Source organism: Mesorhizobium sp. CNPSo 4688 (genome assembly GCF_057784295.1).
Genome location: NZ_JBWLUY010000001.1, coordinates 508644 through 523830, shown reverse-complemented (window position 1 = coordinate 523830; position 15187 = coordinate 508644). Strand labels below are relative to the sequence as shown.

At 62.0% G+C, this 15187-nt stretch carries 15 protein-coding genes; 11 read left to right on the top strand and 4 right to left on the bottom strand.

Annotated elements, in window-relative coordinates; all coding sequences use genetic code 11:
• Positions 1–156 precede the first annotated feature (156 nt).
• The 7 genes from AC04SH_RS02715 (at position 157) to AC04SH_RS02685 (ending at position 5282) form a co-directional block, all read left to right on the top strand.
• Entirely contained in the window at positions 157–972 is an 816-nt protein-coding gene (locus AC04SH_RS02715) for an enoyl-CoA hydratase (protein WP_488573842.1), read from the top strand.
• Positions 973–975: 3 nt separating this feature from the next.
• Positions 976–1398: a VOC family protein gene (locus AC04SH_RS02710; RefSeq protein ID WP_488573841.1), complete on the top strand. Its 423-nt coding sequence runs from the start codon at positions 976–978 to the stop codon at positions 1396–1398.
• Positions 1399–1407: 9 nt separating this feature from the next.
• Entirely contained in the window at positions 1408–2190 is a 783-nt protein-coding gene (locus AC04SH_RS02705) for an AAA family ATPase (protein ID WP_488573840.1), read from the top strand.
• Entirely contained in the window at positions 2187–2948 is a 762-nt protein-coding gene (locus tag AC04SH_RS02700) for a GNAT family N-acetyltransferase (protein WP_488573839.1), read from the top strand. Before AC04SH_RS02705 ends, AC04SH_RS02700 begins: the two co-directional genes overlap by 4 nt.
• Positions 2945–3466 (top strand): CoA-binding protein, encoded by a 522-nt coding sequence (locus AC04SH_RS02695; protein ID WP_488573838.1) that lies wholly within the window; start codon positions 2945–2947, stop codon positions 3464–3466. The genes AC04SH_RS02700 and AC04SH_RS02695 overlap by 4 nt, the downstream gene beginning before the upstream one ends.
• Positions 3467–3648: 182 nt before the next feature.
• Positions 3649–4929 carry an O-acetylhomoserine aminocarboxypropyltransferase gene (locus AC04SH_RS02690; protein ID WP_477232814.1) on the top strand — a complete coding sequence of 427 codons (1281 nt, stop codon included), beginning with the start codon at positions 3649–3651 and terminating at the stop codon, positions 4927–4929.
• Between the two features lie 2 nt (positions 4930–4931).
• On the top strand, positions 4932–5282 hold the full coding sequence (locus AC04SH_RS02685) for a cupin domain-containing protein (RefSeq protein ID WP_477232813.1): 351 nt from the start codon (positions 4932–4934) through the stop codon (positions 5280–5282).
• Positions 5283–5286: 4 nt separating this feature from the next.
• On the opposite strand, the gene AC04SH_RS02680 is transcribed toward AC04SH_RS02685, so the two are convergent.
• From AC04SH_RS02680 to AC04SH_RS02670, 3 genes are all read right to left on the bottom strand, one after another.
• The gene (locus AC04SH_RS02680) at positions 5287–6345 is read right to left on the bottom strand and encodes a hypothetical protein (RefSeq protein ID WP_488573837.1); all 1059 of its coding nucleotides are present in this window, start codon (positions 6343–6345) and stop codon (positions 5287–5289) included.
• Between the two features lie 20 nt (positions 6346–6365).
• Complete coding sequence (locus AC04SH_RS02675) at positions 6366–7613, bottom strand: cytochrome P450 (RefSeq protein ID WP_488573836.1); 1248 nt, start codon at positions 7611–7613, stop codon at positions 6366–6368.
• A 107-nt stretch (positions 7614–7720) separates the two neighbouring features.
• Positions 7721–8311, bottom strand: coding sequence for a hypothetical protein (locus tag AC04SH_RS02670; protein WP_488573835.1), 591 nt, complete (start codon positions 8309–8311; stop codon positions 7721–7723).
• A gap of 316 nt (positions 8312–8627) precedes the next feature.
• Here AC04SH_RS02670 and clpP point away from each other — a divergent pair, with 316 nt between their 5' ends.
• The 4 genes from clpP to AC04SH_RS02650 all read left to right on the top strand — a co-directional run bounded on the left by clpP (position 8628) and on the right by AC04SH_RS02650 (position 13983).
• Positions 8628–9257, top strand: a complete 630-nt coding sequence (gene clpP, locus AC04SH_RS02665; protein WP_192253416.1) for an ATP-dependent Clp endopeptidase proteolytic subunit ClpP — start codon at positions 8628–8630, stop codon at positions 9255–9257.
• A gap of 294 nt (positions 9258–9551) precedes the next feature.
• Positions 9552–10826 (top strand): ATP-dependent Clp protease ATP-binding subunit ClpX, encoded by a 1275-nt coding sequence (gene clpX, locus AC04SH_RS02660; RefSeq protein ID WP_023682305.1) that lies wholly within the window; start codon positions 9552–9554, stop codon positions 10824–10826.
• Between the two features lie 274 nt (positions 10827–11100).
• Positions 11101–13512 (top strand): endopeptidase La, encoded by a 2412-nt coding sequence (lon, locus tag AC04SH_RS02655; protein WP_112561374.1) that lies wholly within the window; start codon positions 11101–11103, stop codon positions 13510–13512.
• A 198-nt stretch (positions 13513–13710) separates the two neighbouring features.
• Positions 13711–13983 carry an HU family DNA-binding protein gene (locus tag AC04SH_RS02650; RefSeq protein WP_112392385.1) on the top strand — a complete coding sequence of 91 codons (273 nt, stop codon included), beginning with the start codon at positions 13711–13713 and terminating at the stop codon, positions 13981–13983.
• 108 nt (positions 13984–14091) lie between these two features.
• Here AC04SH_RS02650 and AC04SH_RS02645 read toward each other — a convergent pair whose 3' ends face one another.
• On the bottom strand, positions 14092–15114 hold the full coding sequence (locus AC04SH_RS02645) for an aldo/keto reductase (RefSeq protein WP_488573899.1): 1023 nt from the start codon (positions 15112–15114) through the stop codon (positions 14092–14094).
• Between the last annotated feature and the right edge of the window lie 73 nt (positions 15115–15187).

The following is a 15187-nucleotide window of genomic DNA, read 5'->3' as shown; positions in this document are numbered from 1 at the left end:
TGTGCCTGTATGAACGCGGTCCGGTGCCTGTTGCAACCGTCGCCGATGGCGTCAGATCGGTGCGTCGCTTGTGCCAGCATCGGTTTCAGGGTGTTGGACGATCGGAGATCGCATACTAGATTGTAGTCATCCAACTCGACTGGGGAGAAGCGGCCCATGGCCGAAATCGTCGCCATCAAGCCGCCCGAAGGTCCGGTCATCGCCAGGCTGGACAAGGGCGTGCTGCGCCTGACGCTCGCCAATCCGCCTGCCAATGCCTTGTCGCTGTCCGTCATGGCGGCGCTAAGCGCCGAACTCGAGCACGCCAAAACCAACAAATCCGTCCGCGTCGTCGTCCTGGCGGCGTCCGGAAAAGTGTTCTGCGCAGGCCATGACCTCAAGGAAATGACCGCGCGCCGAGCCGACCCGGACAAGGGCAGGGCGTTCTTCGAGCAGACATTTTCGGCTTGTGCTGCCTTGATGCAGGCGATCGTGCGCCATCCGCTGCCGATAATCGCCGAGGTCGATGGTTTGGCCACCGCCGCCGGGCTGCAACTGGTCGCCAGCTGCGACCTCGCCATCGCCTCGCATGAAGCGACGTTCTGCACGCCGGGCGTCAATATCGGCCTGTTCTGCTCGACGCCGATGGTGGCGCTGTCGCGCAATGTCTCGCGCAAGCACGCCATGGAGATGCTTCTGACCGGCGAGACCATCGATGCGGCAACCGCCAAGGAGTTCGGCCTAGTCAACCGCGTGGTGCCGCGCGAATACCTGAATCAGATCGTCACCAAATACGCGCAAACCATTGCTTCCAAATCATCTTTGGTGGTCAAGACCGGCAAGGAAGCCTTCTACGCGCAGGCCGAAATGGGCTTGGCCGACGCCTATGCCTATACAGGCCGCGTCATGGTCGAGAACATGCTGGCACGCGATGCGGAAGAAGGCATCGGCGCTTTCATCGGCAAGCGCAAGCCGGAATGGACGGACGACTAAAACATGGAACCGCGCATCTCGATAATCACCATCGCCACCGACGATCTCGAGCGAGCCGTGCGCTTCTACGAGGCGATGGGCCTGAAGCGTCACGCTGGCATCACCGACGGTGTCGCTTTCTTCCAGATGGGGGGCGGCATTCTCGGCCTGTTTCCACGCCAAAGCGCCGAAGAAGATTCAGGCGTCACCTTCGCCAGGGCGCCGTCGGCAGTCTACCTCGCCTACAACACTCGCTCCGACGCCGAAGTCGACGAGGTGCTCGCCATGGCGGAAAAAGCCGGTGGCAGGATCGTCAAGCCGGCAGGGCGCGCCTTCTGGGGCGGCTGGTACGGCTATTTCGCAGATGCCGACGGCCATGTCTGGGAAGTCGCGCACAATCCTGCCTTTCCGATCGCGGATGACGGCACCATCTCGCTGCCGGACTGATCGGTCCGCATGGCCTATCGCAAGCAACTGACGCGGCTGAAGGCGCCTTATCTCAAGCGCATCCTGCTCGACCCCGAGCGCGTGGCTGACTGGGAAAAGTATCCCTGGAACCTGCCGCTATTTCGCGGCCACGAATTCGAGCTCGAATTCACCACGCCGATCACCATCATTGTCGGCGAGAACGGCACCGGAAAATCGACGCTGCTGGAGGCTATCGGCGCTTTGGCCGGTTATGACGAAGCCGGCGGCGGCAAGGGCTACAGGCCGGTTGATCATTCCATCGCTATCGACAAGAGCGGCGCCGCGCTGGCAAACACCTTTCGCGGCCACTGGCTGCCAAAGGTCACCGCTGGCTGGTTCTTTCGCGCCGAATCTTTTTACTCGGTCGCCCGCGATCTGGACCAGGCGGCGCTGGAAGATCCGTTCGGACCGCCGCCGCCGGACTTTTTGTCGTGGTCGCACGGCGAGGGCTTCATCCGCTTTTTCGAGGAGCGCTGCCGCCGGCAAGGCATCTACATCCTCGACGAGCCCGAAAGCGCGCTTTCACCGTCGCGGCAGATCGAGCTGCTGAAAATGCTGCGGCGCATGGACCAGTCGGGCACGGCGCAAGTGATCATGGCCACGCATTCGCCGCTGCTGATGGCTTGTCCCGGCGCGCGGCTGTTTCGCATCAGCCGCTTCGGCCTCGATCCGACCGACTTCAGCGACACCGATCATTTTCGCATGTTGCGCGACTTCTGCACCGACCCGCAGGCGTTTATGGAAGAGGCGCTGCGGGAAGACGACGAATGACGATGAGCGACGACGACCTCAACTGGCAGAGCGAACAGGCTTGTCGCGAAGCCTGGCCGGCAGCCGTGGAAACCGTCGTCGACGGCTGGCTGCTCAGGCGTTCGGGCGGCCGGACCCGGCGCAGCAACTCGGTCAATCCCTTGCGCGGCAGACGCGGCGCACCTGAGAGCGTGCTTGCCACGGCCGAGGCGTTCTACATCAGCCATGGCCAGACCCCGCTGTTTCGGGTTCCCGGCATCGCTGCAGAGATGGACACGCTCCTCGACCGTCAAGGCTATGATCTCGAAGGCGGAACCATCCATCTCTACGGCGGGATCGACGAGCTGGCTGATATCAGCGACGAGCACGTCAGCGTTTCGCCAACGCCCAGCGAGGACTGGTTCGCCGCGCGGTTCGGCATGGGCGCTTATGACGACACTGATCGCCGCGTTTTTCGCGAGATGCCTGGGCTGATCATTGGCGACAAGGCGTTCGTGTCCTGCGAGCGTGACAGCGAAATTGCCGCCTTGGCCTATGGCGTCATCCGCGATGGGCTGCTTGTGGTGGAGTCGGTTGAAACCGACGGCCGTTTCCGGCAGCAAGGCCTCGGCCGCAAGACGGTTGGCGGCCTGATCGGCTGGGCGCGGCGGGCAGGGGCCTCGGCGGCCTGCCTGCAGGTCGTCGCCGACAACGCGCCGGGCCGCGCGCTCTATGCCTCGCTTGGGTTTGCCCGAGAACTCTACCGCTATCACTACCGCAGGAAGGCGATTGTCGGATGAACCACGATACCTACGACAATGCCTATATCGGCGGCATCCTCAATTCGGTGAAGACCATCGCCATGGTCGGCGCGTCAGCCAACGACGTCAGGCCGAGCTTTTTCGTGCTGAAATATCTGCTGGCCAAGGGCTTTTCGGTGTTCCCGATCAATCCGGGACAGGCCGGCAAGGAAATCCTCGGCCGCATGACCTATGCCAGCATTGCCGATCTCCCTGAACCGGTCGACATGGTCGACATTTTTCGTGCCTCGGCAGCGGTGCCCGGCATTGTCGATGAGGTGCTGAAGCTCGATCCCTTGCCGAAAGTGATCTGGATGCAGCTTGGCGTGCGCCATGACGAGGCGGCTGCGCGTGCCGAGGCGGCGGGAATGAAGGTCGTGATGAACCGCTGCCCCAAGATCGAATATGGCAAGCTGTCGGGCGAGATCGGTTGGACCGGCGTCAACTCCGGTGTCCTGTCGTCCAAGAAGCCGCTGATGCGGTCGGGATTCCAGAGTTTCGGCGTGCGCCAGAAATAGACCGCGGTTCCGAAAGCCACGCTCGGTTCCCAGGCGAGCAAAATTATTCCGGGAAACGATGAAGTTCCTCGCGCGTTCATCGTAGATCGCTTGCCGAAAGGTATTTTCTTCTTTGCATTCGCGCCCGCGCTTCGCCAAGAATGCCCGGCGATTTTCAGCAGGTTCAGGAGAGGGAGGTTTCGATGACCCGTACGCCCGGTTTTAACACGCTCGCCGTCCATGCCGGCGCCAAGCCCGACCCGGCGACGGGAGCGCGCGCCACGCCGATCTACCAGACGACCTCCTTCGTCTTCGACGATGCCGACCACGCCGCCTCGTTGTTCGGGCTGAAGGCTTTCGGCAACATCTACACCCGCATCATGAACCCCACCCAGGCGGTGCTGGAGGAGCGGATCGCGGCGCTTGAAGGCGGCACGGCCGCACTTGCCGTCGCTTCCGGCCATGCGGCGCAGGTGATCGTGTTCCACAATCTCATGCGGCCCGGTGACAATTTCGTTGCCGCGACAAGGCTTTACGGCGGCTCGATCAACCAGTTCGGCCACGCCTTCAAGAATTATGGCTGGGAGGTGCGCTGGGCCGACACCAACGACATCTCGACCTTCGAGAGCCAGATCGACGACAAGACCAAGGCGATCTTCATCGAGAGCCTGGCCAATCCGGGCGGGGTCTTCGTCGACATCGAGAAGATCGGCGACATTGCCCGCAAACACGGCCTGCCGCTGATCGTCGACAACACGCTGGCCTCGCCCTATCTGGTGCGGCCGATCGAGCATGGCGCCGACATTGTCGTCCATTCGCTGACCAAATTCATCGGCGGCCACGGCAATTCGATCGGCGGCGCCATTGTCGACGGCGGCACGTTCGACTGGTCGAAATCGGGCAAGTACCCGATGCTGTCGGAGCCGCGCCCCGAATATGGCGGCCTCGTGCTGCACGAAACCTTCGGCAATTTCGCCTTCGCCATCGCCGCGCGCGTGCTCGGCCTGCGCGACCTCGGCCCGGCGATCTCGCCGTTCAACGCCTTCCTGATCCTCACCGGCCTGGAAACCCTGCCGCTCCGGATGCAGCGCCATTGCGACAATGCCGTCACCGTCGCTGGCTGGCTGTCCAACCACCCCAAGGTCGCCTGGGTGAACTATCCCGGCCTGCCCAGCGACAAGAACAATGCGCTGCAGAAGAAATACTCGCCGCTCGGCGCCGGCGCTGTCTTCACCTTCGGCCTGAAGGGCGGCTACGAGGCTGGCGTCAAATTCGTCGAGGCGCTGGAACTGTTCTCGCATCTGGCCAATGTCGGCGATACCAAGTCGCTGGTCATCCATCCGGCCTCGACCACGCACCGCCAGCTTTCCGACGAGCAGAAGGTCAAGGCCGGTGCTGGGCCTGACACCGTCCGGCTTTCCATCGGCATTGAGGATGTCAACGACATCGTCGCCGATCTGGAACAGGCCCTGGCCAAGGTTTGATCATGGCCGAGCCAAAATTCCTGTCCGTCGGCGTCGACAGCGTCGACGTCGAGCATGGCGCACCCGCGCCGGATCGCCTGATTGCGGGCGATCCGAAATTCCGCACCTGGAATGTCGAGGAGCGCGACGGCGGCCTCTACGCCGGTATCTGGGAAGCGACGCCCGGCAAGTGGCGCATCGTCTATGACGAATGGGAGTTCTGCCACATCCTGTCCGGCGTCTCCGTGGTTGCCGAGGACGGTGGCGAGGCGCGCACGGTGCGTGCCGGCGACAGCTTTGTGCTCAGGCCGGGCTTCAAGGGCAGCTGGGAAGTGCTTGAAACGACTCGCAAGGAGTATGTGATCAAGCTCTGAAGGACTACTTCGGAAACAAAGTGAGGCAGGCTTCCGACGCCTTGTCGTGCATCGCCAGCGCCTCCTCGGCCTCGGCATCGCTGTCCGATATTTCGTCGCGGTAATAGCGCGTCACCAGGTCGAGCCCCGCCTGCGTTATCCCTTGTGTCGGCATTTCGCGGGCAAGGCAGCCGCAGAGGCCGAGCGCCCGGTCCGGCGTGCCGATCTTGCGGTTGGTCAGGATGAAATCCTTGGCCGGGCAGGCGTCGAGAAAGGCGTCGAAGTCGAGCTTTTGCGGCGGCTGGTCGCCATGGTTCATATAGGCCTGCGGCCATTGGCTGCTGCCGCTGGCGACCTCGCAGCCGATTGCGACGTCGGAGGCATTGCCTGAAAGCGTTTGCCAGGCGGCCTCCTTGTCGCCGCTGGGATAGACGAAGTCCGTGCCGAGCGACGCTACATAGAGGTCGAGATCAGCCTGCGAGAAGCCCACCGCCTGGAATCGGTTGAGCTGGCATTGGCAATCGCTTGCCGCACGTTCGGCTTCGCCCTCCTCCGGCGGCTCACTGGTCCTCGATTTCCGGCAGGCGGCCATGAAGGTGTCGCCGTTCAGCGATGTGGCCGGCAGCGTCGAGATGTCGACATAGCGATCGCCGTTCCAGCCGATCGTCAACTGATCGGACTGGATATCGAAATAGCGATTTCGCTTGAAAATGCTAAGGCTGATCTTGTCCTGCGGCACCAGCCGGGCGCCCGGTATGTCGCCCAGCACCTCGCGGTAGCTGTCGCCTTCCAGCACGAACAGGAAATTGCCGCATGTCGTGCCGTCGCAACCCGGTTGATAACGATAGGCGAAGATTTCGGGAAAACCATCGAGATTGAGGTCGACGTCCATGGCGAAGGACGTCAGTGCCATACCTTTGGAACTGGTTTGGCGGTCAAGCAGGCCGACCGCCATTTTCTTGGCAATGGCCATGCTGTTTTGCCACTGTATGTCGTCGGTTTGCCGTCGGGCAGACGCGGCTGCGATGCAGGCGCACAGCAAGACGAGAGCGAACGCTATCGCCCGGGTCGAAAACAGTTTCATTTTAGCACCCCGGCCTCGCGTCAGAACCCGACGGCGAGCCTTTCCAGCCCATGGAAGTGGTAAGTGTCGCGGAAGCGCGGCTCCTCCGCAAGATGGAGTTGCGGCTGCCGCTCGAACAGCGTTTTCAGCGACACCTGCAATTCCAGCCGCGCCAGCGGCGCGCCGATGCAGAAATGAATGCCGGCGCCGAACGAGACGTTCTTCTGGTCGGCGCGGCCGGGTCGGAAGACGCCAGGTTCGGCAAAGGCAAGCGGGTCATGATTGGCCATCCCGAGCAGCAGGCCGATTGTCTCGCCCGGTTGTACGACAACCCCTGATGTTACCTCGATCTCCTGATAGGCATAGCGGGTGAACATATGCAGCGGCGCGTCGAAGCGCAGGCATTCCTCGACCGTGGCCGCGGTCGCCTCCGGCGAGGTGAAGAAGCGGCCGGGGTCCCCGCCTTGTGCCAACAGCGTGCGCACGGCGTTGCCGGTCTGGTGGACCGTTGCCTCGTGGCCGGCATTGAGCAAAAGGATGGCGGACGAGACCAATTCGTCTTCCGACAGCTTCTGGCCGTCTTCCTGCGCCGCGATCAGCAACGACAACAGATCGTCGCCGGGCTTTTTGCGCCGCTCGGTGACGTAGCCGCGCAAAAAGTCGGAAAAATCGTGCGCGGCGCGATTGGCCGTCTCCTCTGTCTCGCGGGTGCGGCCGTGCATGTACATCGCCACCATCTGGTGCGACCAGTCGAGCAGTTGCGGCCCCATCTCGACCGGCACGCCGAGCATTTCGGCAATGATGGTGATCGGCAAGGGGGCGGCGAAGGCAGGCAGCAGATCGACTTGGTCCGGTTCGAACCGGTCGATAAGCTCATTGGCCAGTGCTTCCACGCGCGGCCGCAGCCGCTCGACCTGCCGCGAGACGAAGGCGCGGTTGACCAGCGTCCGCAGCCTGGTGTGCACCGGCGGCTCCAGCTCCAGCATCGAATTCACCTCGATGCCGTCGAAGGCGGCGAGATGCGAACGATCCTCGCCGATACCGCGGCTGTCGGGAATGCCGGCCGGGTTCTGGCGGCCGAAACGGCGGTCGCGCAGCAGCCTGTTGACGTCGTCGAAGCCGCCAAAACACCAGAAGCCGAATTCTTCCCAGAAAAAGGTGTTCGATGCGCCATGCAGGAAGGCGTAGGCGTCATAAGGGTTCTGGAAAAACGCCGGCTCGTGCGGGTCGAGCCGCAGGCGGCGCGCGGCTGGGTCAAAGGCGAGGTAGGGCGGCATGGATTTGGTCATGCCAGACCATTAGCGCGGCTTGCCAGCTTGGTGCCAGACCGTATGTTGGCCACCGACGGGCCTATGGATTGAGCCAGCCGGGACGGCCCTCGACGACGTGCCGAACTCTAATCCTGGCAATGGCGCGCAATATGCACGCGGCGCCAACTGGTCGAACCTTCCTGCACCACCACCCGGCGCGCCACCCGCTGGTATGACGGCGCAATCTCAGTGATGTGCCGCCGCTCGGGGCGCACCAGCACTTCATGCGCGACGCTCTCATATTCGGCCGGCAGCACGACCCGGCGGGTACGCGCGGGTTCAATCTCTACCGTTTCGGCGACACGTGCATAGCGGGCCTTGCGCCAGACCTTGCACAGCACCCGGCGTCCGTGGATGACGCGCCATTCCCAGGCATAGCCGCCATCGTCGACCTTGACCGTGTGGTAGACCGTGCGAGTGATGGCCGGCATGACCTCATAGGTGACGCGGGGCGGCGCGATCTGCTCGACGCGCTCCATCGTGCCATAGATCGGCGGGTCGTAGTCGACCAGCTGCCCGCCGGGGCTGACCATGACGTCTTCATAGACCGTGTCATAGAGCGCCGGCCTGTGCACCGGCTCGTAGCATTCGACGGCGCGGCCGCCGGCGACCGCTTCGGACACCATGCCGAGACCGGCAAGGCCGGAAATGGCCAAGGAAGCTGTTTTCCTGATCATGGCACTCCCCCTGTTTGAACGCGAAAACGCAAGTTCAACGTTGAATTGTAGGGTATGGTTCTCCCGGGGAAAGCGGTTTCGCCGCATTTCGTTAAGCGATGCGGTTAAGGAATTGCTACACCGAAAGCGCGGCCAGCCGCGTCTTGACTTCCCCTTGCGCGGAAACCTTGATTCGACTTAACCAGATGGCTAGGAGAAGGCGGCCTTGCGCTAGGGTGAGCCGGCATCCTATTTACATCCTAACCGTCCAGAACCGATTCTGCCCGATTGCTAATATTCCCGGCGCCGGAATCCCATCTCCAAAAAGGGATAGTCCATGAAGAACCCCGTCGAAACCTACATGAACCTCGTTCCGATGGTGGTCGAGCAGACCAATCGTGGTGAGCGGGCCTACGACATTTTCTCGCGCCTGCTGAAAGAGCGCATCATTTTCATCACCGGCCCGGTCGAAGACGGCATGGCGACGCTGGTTTGTGCACAGCTTTTGTTCCTCGAGGCCGAGAACCCGAAGAAAGAGATCAACCTCTACATCAACTCGCCGGGTGGCGTGGTGACCTCGGGCATGGCGATCTACGACACCATGCAGTTCATCAAGCCGGCGGTGTCGACGCTGTGCATCGGCCAGGCGGCGTCGATGGGCTCGCTGCTTCTGACCGCCGGCCACAAGGACATGCGTTTTGCCACGCCGAATGCCCGCATCATGGTGCATCAGCCTTCCGGCGGCTTCCAGGGCCAGGCTTCCGACATCGAGCGCCACGCCCAGGACATCATCAAGCTGAAGCGCCGCCTCAACGAGGTCTATGTCAAGCACACCGGCAAGAGCTACGAAGAGATCGAAAAAACGCTTGACCGCGACCATTTCATGACCGCCGACGAAGCCAGGGATTTCGGCCTCATCGACAAGGTCATTTCGTCGCGCGAGCCGGTCGAAGGCGTCGCCGCATAAGGCTGCATGGCAGTTGGATGGCGGGATAACACGCTTTTGCTGGGATTTGCGGCATTTCGGCCACAATTGGCTGTTCCCTCGGCGGATGGGATTGCCTACGTTAATGCTATGTTGATTTTCGACGGCTTAGCTTTGGGTGGGGTTGTCGCGAATCATTGCTACGTTTTCTGATTTGTGTTTCGTACGGATTGCGTTGCGGGAGCCGGGACACTGGCGGCGGCGAATTCCCGCGATAGATAGAATATGCGCCGTTTCAGCCAGACCATCGGCGGGCGGCGATGAAAGGATAGGAAAATGAGCAAGGTCGGCAACAACAGCGGTGATTCCAAGAACACGCTTTATTGCTCGTTTTGCGGCAAAAGCCAGCACGAGGTGCGCAAGCTGATCGCCGGCCCGACGGTGTTCATCTGCGACGAGTGCGTCGAGCTCTGCATGGACATCATCCGCGAGGAGAACAAGACCTCAATGGTGAAGTCGCGCGAGGGCGTGCCGACACCGCAGGAGATCCTCAAGGTCCTCGACGACTATGTCATCGGCCAGCCCTACGCCAAGCGCGTGCTGTCGGTGGCCGTGCACAATCACTACAAGCGCTTGGCGCATGCCGGCAAGAACAACGATGTCGAGCTGGCGAAGTCCAACATCTTGCTGATCGGCCCGACCGGCTGCGGCAAGACGCTGCTGGCCCAGACCCTGGCCCGTATCATCGACGTGCCCTTCACCATGGCCGACGCCACGACCCTGACCGAAGCCGGTTATGTCGGTGAGGACGTCGAAAACATCATCCTGAAGCTCTTGCAGTCGGCCGACTACAATGTCGAGCGCGCCCAGCGCGGCATCGTCTACATCGACGAAATCGACAAGATTTCGCGCAAGTCCGACAATCCCTCTATCACCCGCGACGTGTCGGGCGAGGGCGTGCAGCAGGCGCTGTTGAAGATCATGGAAGGCACGGTCGCCTCCGTGCCGCCGCAGGGTGGCAGGAAGCATCCGCAGCAGGAGTTCCTGCAGGTCGACACCGCCAACATCCTGTTCATCTGCGGCGGCGCCTTCGCCGGGCTGGACAAGATCATCTCGGATCGCGGCAGGAAGACCTCGATCGGCTTCGGCGCCATCGTCGCTTCGCCAGAGGATCGTCGCACTGGCGACGTCTTCCGCCTGGTCGAGCCTGAGGATCTCCTGAAGTTCGGCCTCATTCCCGAGTTTGTCGGCCGTCTGCCGGTCCTGGCAACGCTGGAAGACCTCGACGAGCCGGCGCTGATCCAGATCCTGACCGAGCCGAAGAACGCGCTGGTCAAGCAGTATCAGCGGCTGTTCGAGATGGAGAGTGTCGACCTGACCTTCCACGAGAATGCGCTGTCGGCGATCGCCAAGCGCGCCATCGAGCGCAAGACAGGCGCCCGCGGCCTGCGCTCGATCATGGAAGCGATCCTGCTCGACACCATGTTCGAACTGCCCGCGCTGGAAGGCGTCCGCGAAGTGGTGATTTCGGAAGAAGTGGTGACCGGCAGCGCCCGGCCGCTCTACATCTATTCCGAGCAGAAGGAAAAGAAGGGCAATGTCAGCGCCTGACATGGCATCTGGCCCAACCTTTTTATGGAACGGCGCCCCTTGGGCGCCGTTTTGCTGTGGTGAGGTATCAAGCCTAGTGCTGGAGTGGACGAACGGCCCGTGTTGACCCTTGATCTTTGCCCCTTGTGCATCCAACTAACACTGGAAGGCCGTGGTGCCGAATTCTGTGCTGTAAAACTCCCGTCACAAACGGTGGTAGGCGGAACGACCCACGGTCGTTAATATGAGATTCGCGGTTGGCTCAATTAGCGGCCGCGACATGAAAGGTTGGACAATGGCCAAAATATCCAAGGCTCCCAGCGACGGCGTCTTCGCAGTCCTCCCACTGCGCGACATCGTGGTGTTCCCGCACATGATCGTTCCGCTCTTTGTCGGGCGTGAAAAGTCGATCAAGGCGCTGGAAGAGGTTATGGGTCAGGAAAAGCAGATCCTGCTTGCCACCCAGATGAATGCCGCCGATGACGATCCCGAGCCCGATGCGATTTTCGACATCGGTACGCTCGCCAATGTGCTGCAATTGCTGAAGCTGCCCGACGGCACCGTCAAGGTGCTGGTCGAAGGCGCTTCGCGCGCCAAAATCGTCTCGTTCACCGACCGTCCGGACTTCCACGAAGCCCGCGCTGCCGCGCTGGTCGAGCCGGAAGAGGAAGAGGTCGAGGTCGAGGCGCTCGCCCGTTCGGTCGTCACCGACTTCGAAAACTACGTCAAGCTGAACAAGAAGATCTCGCCCGAAGTGGTGGGCGCTGCCAGCCAGATCGACGACTATTCCAAGCTCGCCGATACGGTCGCGTCGCACCTCGCCATCAAGATCCCTGAAAAGCAGGAGATGCTGGCCACGCTTTCCGTCAAGGAACGGCTGGAAAAGGCGATGGGCTTCATGGAAGCCGAAATCTCCGTCCTGCAGGTGGAGAAGCGCATCCGTTCGCGCGTCAAGCGCCAGATGGAGAAGACGCAGCGCGAATACTACCTCAACGAGCAGATGAAGGCGATCCAGAAGGAGCTCGGCGAAGGCGAGGACGGCCGCGACGAGGCCGCCGAGATCGAGGCGCGCATCAAGAAGACCAAGCTTTCCAAGGAGGCCCGCGAGAAGGCGGAAGCCGAGTTGAAGAAGCTGCGGACGATGTCGCCGATGTCGGCTGAATCGACCGTCGTGCGCAACTATCTCGACTGGATCCTGTCGATCCCGTGGGGCAAGAACTCCAAGGTCAAGCAGGACCTGGCGTTCGCGCAGAACGTGCTCGATACCGATCATTTCGGTCTCGACAAGGTCAAGGACCGCATTGTCGAGTATCTCGCCGTGCAGAGCCGCCAGAAGAAGCTGAAGGGGCCGATCCTGTGCCTCGTCGGCCCTCCCGGCGTCGGCAAGACCTCGCTCGGCAAGTCGATCGCCAAGGCGACCGGCCGCGAATTCATCCGCATGGCGCTTGGCGGCGTGCGTGACGAAGCCGAGATCCGTGGTCACCGCCGCACCTACATCGGTTCGATGCCCGGCAAGGTCATCCAGTCGATGAAGAAGGCCAAGAAGTCCAACCCGCTCTTCCTGCTCGATGAGATCGACAAGATGGGCCAGGACTTCCGGGGCGATCCGTCATCGGCCTTGCTCGAGGTGCTCGATCCCGAGCAGAACTCGACGTTCATGGACCATTACCTCGAGGTCGAATACGACCTGTCGAGCGTGATGTTCGTGACGACGGCGAACACGCTGAACATCCCTGCGCCCTTGATGGACCGCATGGAGATCATCCGTATCGCCGGCTACACCGAGGACGAGAAGATCGAGATCGCCAAGCGTCACCTGATGCCCAAGGTGGTTCGCGACCACGCGCTGCAGCCGAAGGAATTTTCGGTCAGCGAGGACGCGATCCGCGGCATCATCCAGACCTACACCCGTGAAGCGGGTGTCAGAAGCCTCGAGCGCGAGCTGATGAAGCTCGGGCGCAAGGCGGTGACCGAGATCCTGAAGACGAAGAAGAAGACGGTGAGCATCACGGCGGCGAACCTCGCCGATTACCTCGGTGTTCAGCGCTTCCGCTTCGGTCAGGTCGAGGCTGACGATCAGGTCGGTGTCGTTACCGGTCTTGCCTGGACGGAAGTCGGCGGCGAGCTGCTGACGGTCGAAGGTGTCATGATGCCCGGCAAGGGCCGCATGACGGTGACCGGCAATCTGCGCGACGTGATGAAGGAATCGATCTCGGCGGCGGCCTCCTATGTCCGCTCAAGAGCCGTCGATTTCGGCATCGAGCCGCCGCTGTTCGACAAGCGCGACATCCACGTGCACTTGCCGGAGGGCGCTACGCCGAAGGACGGACCGTCCGCAGGTGCCGCCATGGCGACAGCCATTGTGTCGATACTGACGGGTATTCCGGTCAGGGCCGATGTGGCGATGACTGGCGAGATAACGCTTCGCGGCCGCATCTTGCCGATCGGCGGCCTCAAGGAAAAGCTGCTCGCCGCACTGCGCGGCGGCATCAAGAAGGTGCTGATCCCGGAAGACAACGCCAAGGATCTGGCGGAGATTCCGGACAACGTGAAGAACGGCATGGAGATCATTCCGGTCTCACGCGTCGGCGAGGTTCTGAGGCACGCGCTGGTGCGCATGCCGGAGCCGATCGAGTGGGTCGAGCCGGTCAATCCGCCGGCCACGACCGACAGCGCCGACGATGCTGGAAAGTCGCTTGCACATTAGTTTTTGCTAAGGGTGCAGTGCACAAATGGAAAGCCGGGCCTTGAGCCCGGCTTTTTCATGTGAAAAACCCACCTTTTCCGGGCTTTTTCGCACTTTTTCCGCGCTTTTCGACTTGGTTGCGGGAACGCTTCTTTCTAAAGTCCCTTTCCTGCCGGACGAGTCGAAGAGTTCCGGTTTTTCTCATGGAAGGGAATTTTTATGAACAAGAACGAACTGGTTTCCGCTGTCGCTGAATCCGCGAGCATTTCGAAGGGTGACGCACAGTCGGCGGTCGATGCGGTGTTCTCCGTCATCACTGGCGAACTGAAGAAGGGCGGCGATGTACGGCTCGTCGGCTTCGGAAATTTCACCGTCTCCAAGCGTGCGGCGTCGACTGGCCGCAACCCGCAGACTGGCGCGGAAGTGAAGATTCCGGCGCGTACCGTGCCGAAGTTCTCGGCCGGCAAAGGCCTCAAGGACGCGGTCAACTAAGACCATTTTTTCTCTTCAGAGAATCTCGAAAAGCCGGGCTCGCCCGGCTTTTCTTTTGCCTCGTCGGCAACGCGACACGGCAGGCCGTCAGCCCGCTGAGGCGAGCCTTCAGCCCACCGGCGCGTCGGCCCTCATCAGGCCTTCCTGCTTGAGATCGGCCCAAAGTGCCGCGGGCAGCTTGGCGTCAAGCAGCGCGCGGTTGTTTTCAACCTCGGCCGGCAGCTGGCCGCCGGGGATGACCGACACCACGGACGGGTGCAGCAGCGGGAATTGCAGCGCAGCCTCGATCAGCCTGACGCCGTGGCGCTTGCAGACGGCTTCGATGCGCCCGACACGATCCATGATGTCGTGTGGCGCCTCGGAGTAATTGTAATAGGCGCCTGGCTTCGGCCCGGTCGCCAGTATGCCGGAATTGTAGGGGCCACCGAGCACGATGCCGATGCCGCGCTTCTCACAGAGCGGCAGGAAGGTGGCAAGCGCTTCCTGCTCGAGCAGCGTGTAGCGCCCGGCCAGCAGGAACAGGTCGAAATCGCCGCGCTCGGCCAGGGTCTGGCAGACCTCCCATTCATTGATGCCGCCGCCGAACGCCTTGATCACACCCTGGTCGCGCAGCGCAAGCAGTCCGTAATAGCCCGAGGCCATGAACTCCTCGATACGCTGGTCTGACGCTTCCTTGCTGCCATGGGTAAAGATGTCGAGGTCATGGACGAAAAGGATGTCGATGCGGTCGACGCCGAGCCGTTCCAGGGACGCCTCGAACGAGCGCATGACGCCGTCATAGCTGTAGTCGTAGACCTCGCGGCGCGTCGGCGTGTCGAAGAACTTGCCGATGCCGGTACGTTCCTCCGGCGGGCAGACACGCAGCAGGCGGCCGACCTTGCTCGACAGCACATAGTCATCGCGCTTCCTGCCGCGCAGGAAGGCATTGAGGCGGGTTTCGGCGAGACCTAAGCCATAGAGCGGCGCGGTGTCGTAGTAGCGGCAGCCGGTCGCCCACGCCGCCTCCAGCGTGGCATTGGCATCCGCGTCGGGGACGGCGCGGTAGAGGTTGCCGAGCGGCGCGCTGCCGAAGCCGAGTTCGGTGAAGTCGATGCCGCCATTGCCGATGCGGTCGAAATGCCGTGTCTTCATGTCGCTTGAGATTTCCTGGATTGATTTGTCTGACATGACACTATCACGCCGGTGGCACAGCAAAAGCCGCGGC

Excerpts from the sequence above, each read along its gene's own strand:
- AC04SH_RS02715 (WP_488573842.1), top strand. The coding sequence starts at position 157 with ATGGCCGAAATCGTCGCCATCAAGCCGCCCGAAGGTCCGGTCATCGCC.
- AC04SH_RS02710 (WP_488573841.1), top strand. The coding sequence starts at position 976 with ATGGAACCGCGCATCTCGATAATCACCATCGCCACCGACGATCTCGAG.
- AC04SH_RS02705 (WP_488573840.1), top strand. The coding sequence starts at position 1,408 with ATGGCCTATCGCAAGCAACTGACGCGGCTGAAGGCGCCTTATCTCAAG.
- AC04SH_RS02700 (WP_488573839.1), top strand. The coding sequence starts at position 2,187 with ATGACGATGAGCGACGACGACCTCAACTGGCAGAGCGAACAGGCTTGT.
- AC04SH_RS02695 (WP_488573838.1), top strand. The coding sequence starts at position 2,945 with ATGAACCACGATACCTACGACAATGCCTATATCGGCGGCATCCTCAAT.
- AC04SH_RS02690 (WP_477232814.1), top strand. The coding sequence starts at position 3,649 with ATGACCCGTACGCCCGGTTTTAACACGCTCGCCGTCCATGCCGGCGCC.
- AC04SH_RS02685 (WP_477232813.1), top strand. The coding sequence starts at position 4,932 with ATGGCCGAGCCAAAATTCCTGTCCGTCGGCGTCGACAGCGTCGACGTC.
- AC04SH_RS02680 (WP_488573837.1), bottom strand. The coding sequence starts at position 6,345 with ATGAAACTGTTTTCGACCCGGGCGATAGCGTTCGCTCTCGTCTTGCTG.
- AC04SH_RS02675 (WP_488573836.1), bottom strand. The coding sequence starts at position 7,613 with ATGACCAAATCCATGCCGCCCTACCTCGCCTTTGACCCAGCCGCGCGC.
- AC04SH_RS02670 (WP_488573835.1), bottom strand. The coding sequence starts at position 8,311 with ATGATCAGGAAAACAGCTTCCTTGGCCATTTCCGGCCTTGCCGGTCTC.
- clpP (WP_192253416.1), top strand. The coding sequence starts at position 8,628 with ATGAAGAACCCCGTCGAAACCTACATGAACCTCGTTCCGATGGTGGTC.
- clpX (WP_023682305.1), top strand. The coding sequence starts at position 9,552 with ATGAGCAAGGTCGGCAACAACAGCGGTGATTCCAAGAACACGCTTTAT.
- lon (WP_112561374.1), top strand. The coding sequence starts at position 11,101 with ATGGCCAAAATATCCAAGGCTCCCAGCGACGGCGTCTTCGCAGTCCTC.
- AC04SH_RS02650 (WP_112392385.1), top strand. The coding sequence starts at position 13,711 with ATGAACAAGAACGAACTGGTTTCCGCTGTCGCTGAATCCGCGAGCATT.
- AC04SH_RS02645 (WP_488573899.1), bottom strand. The coding sequence starts at position 15,114 with ATGAAGACACGGCATTTCGACCGCATCGGCAATGGCGGCATCGACTTC.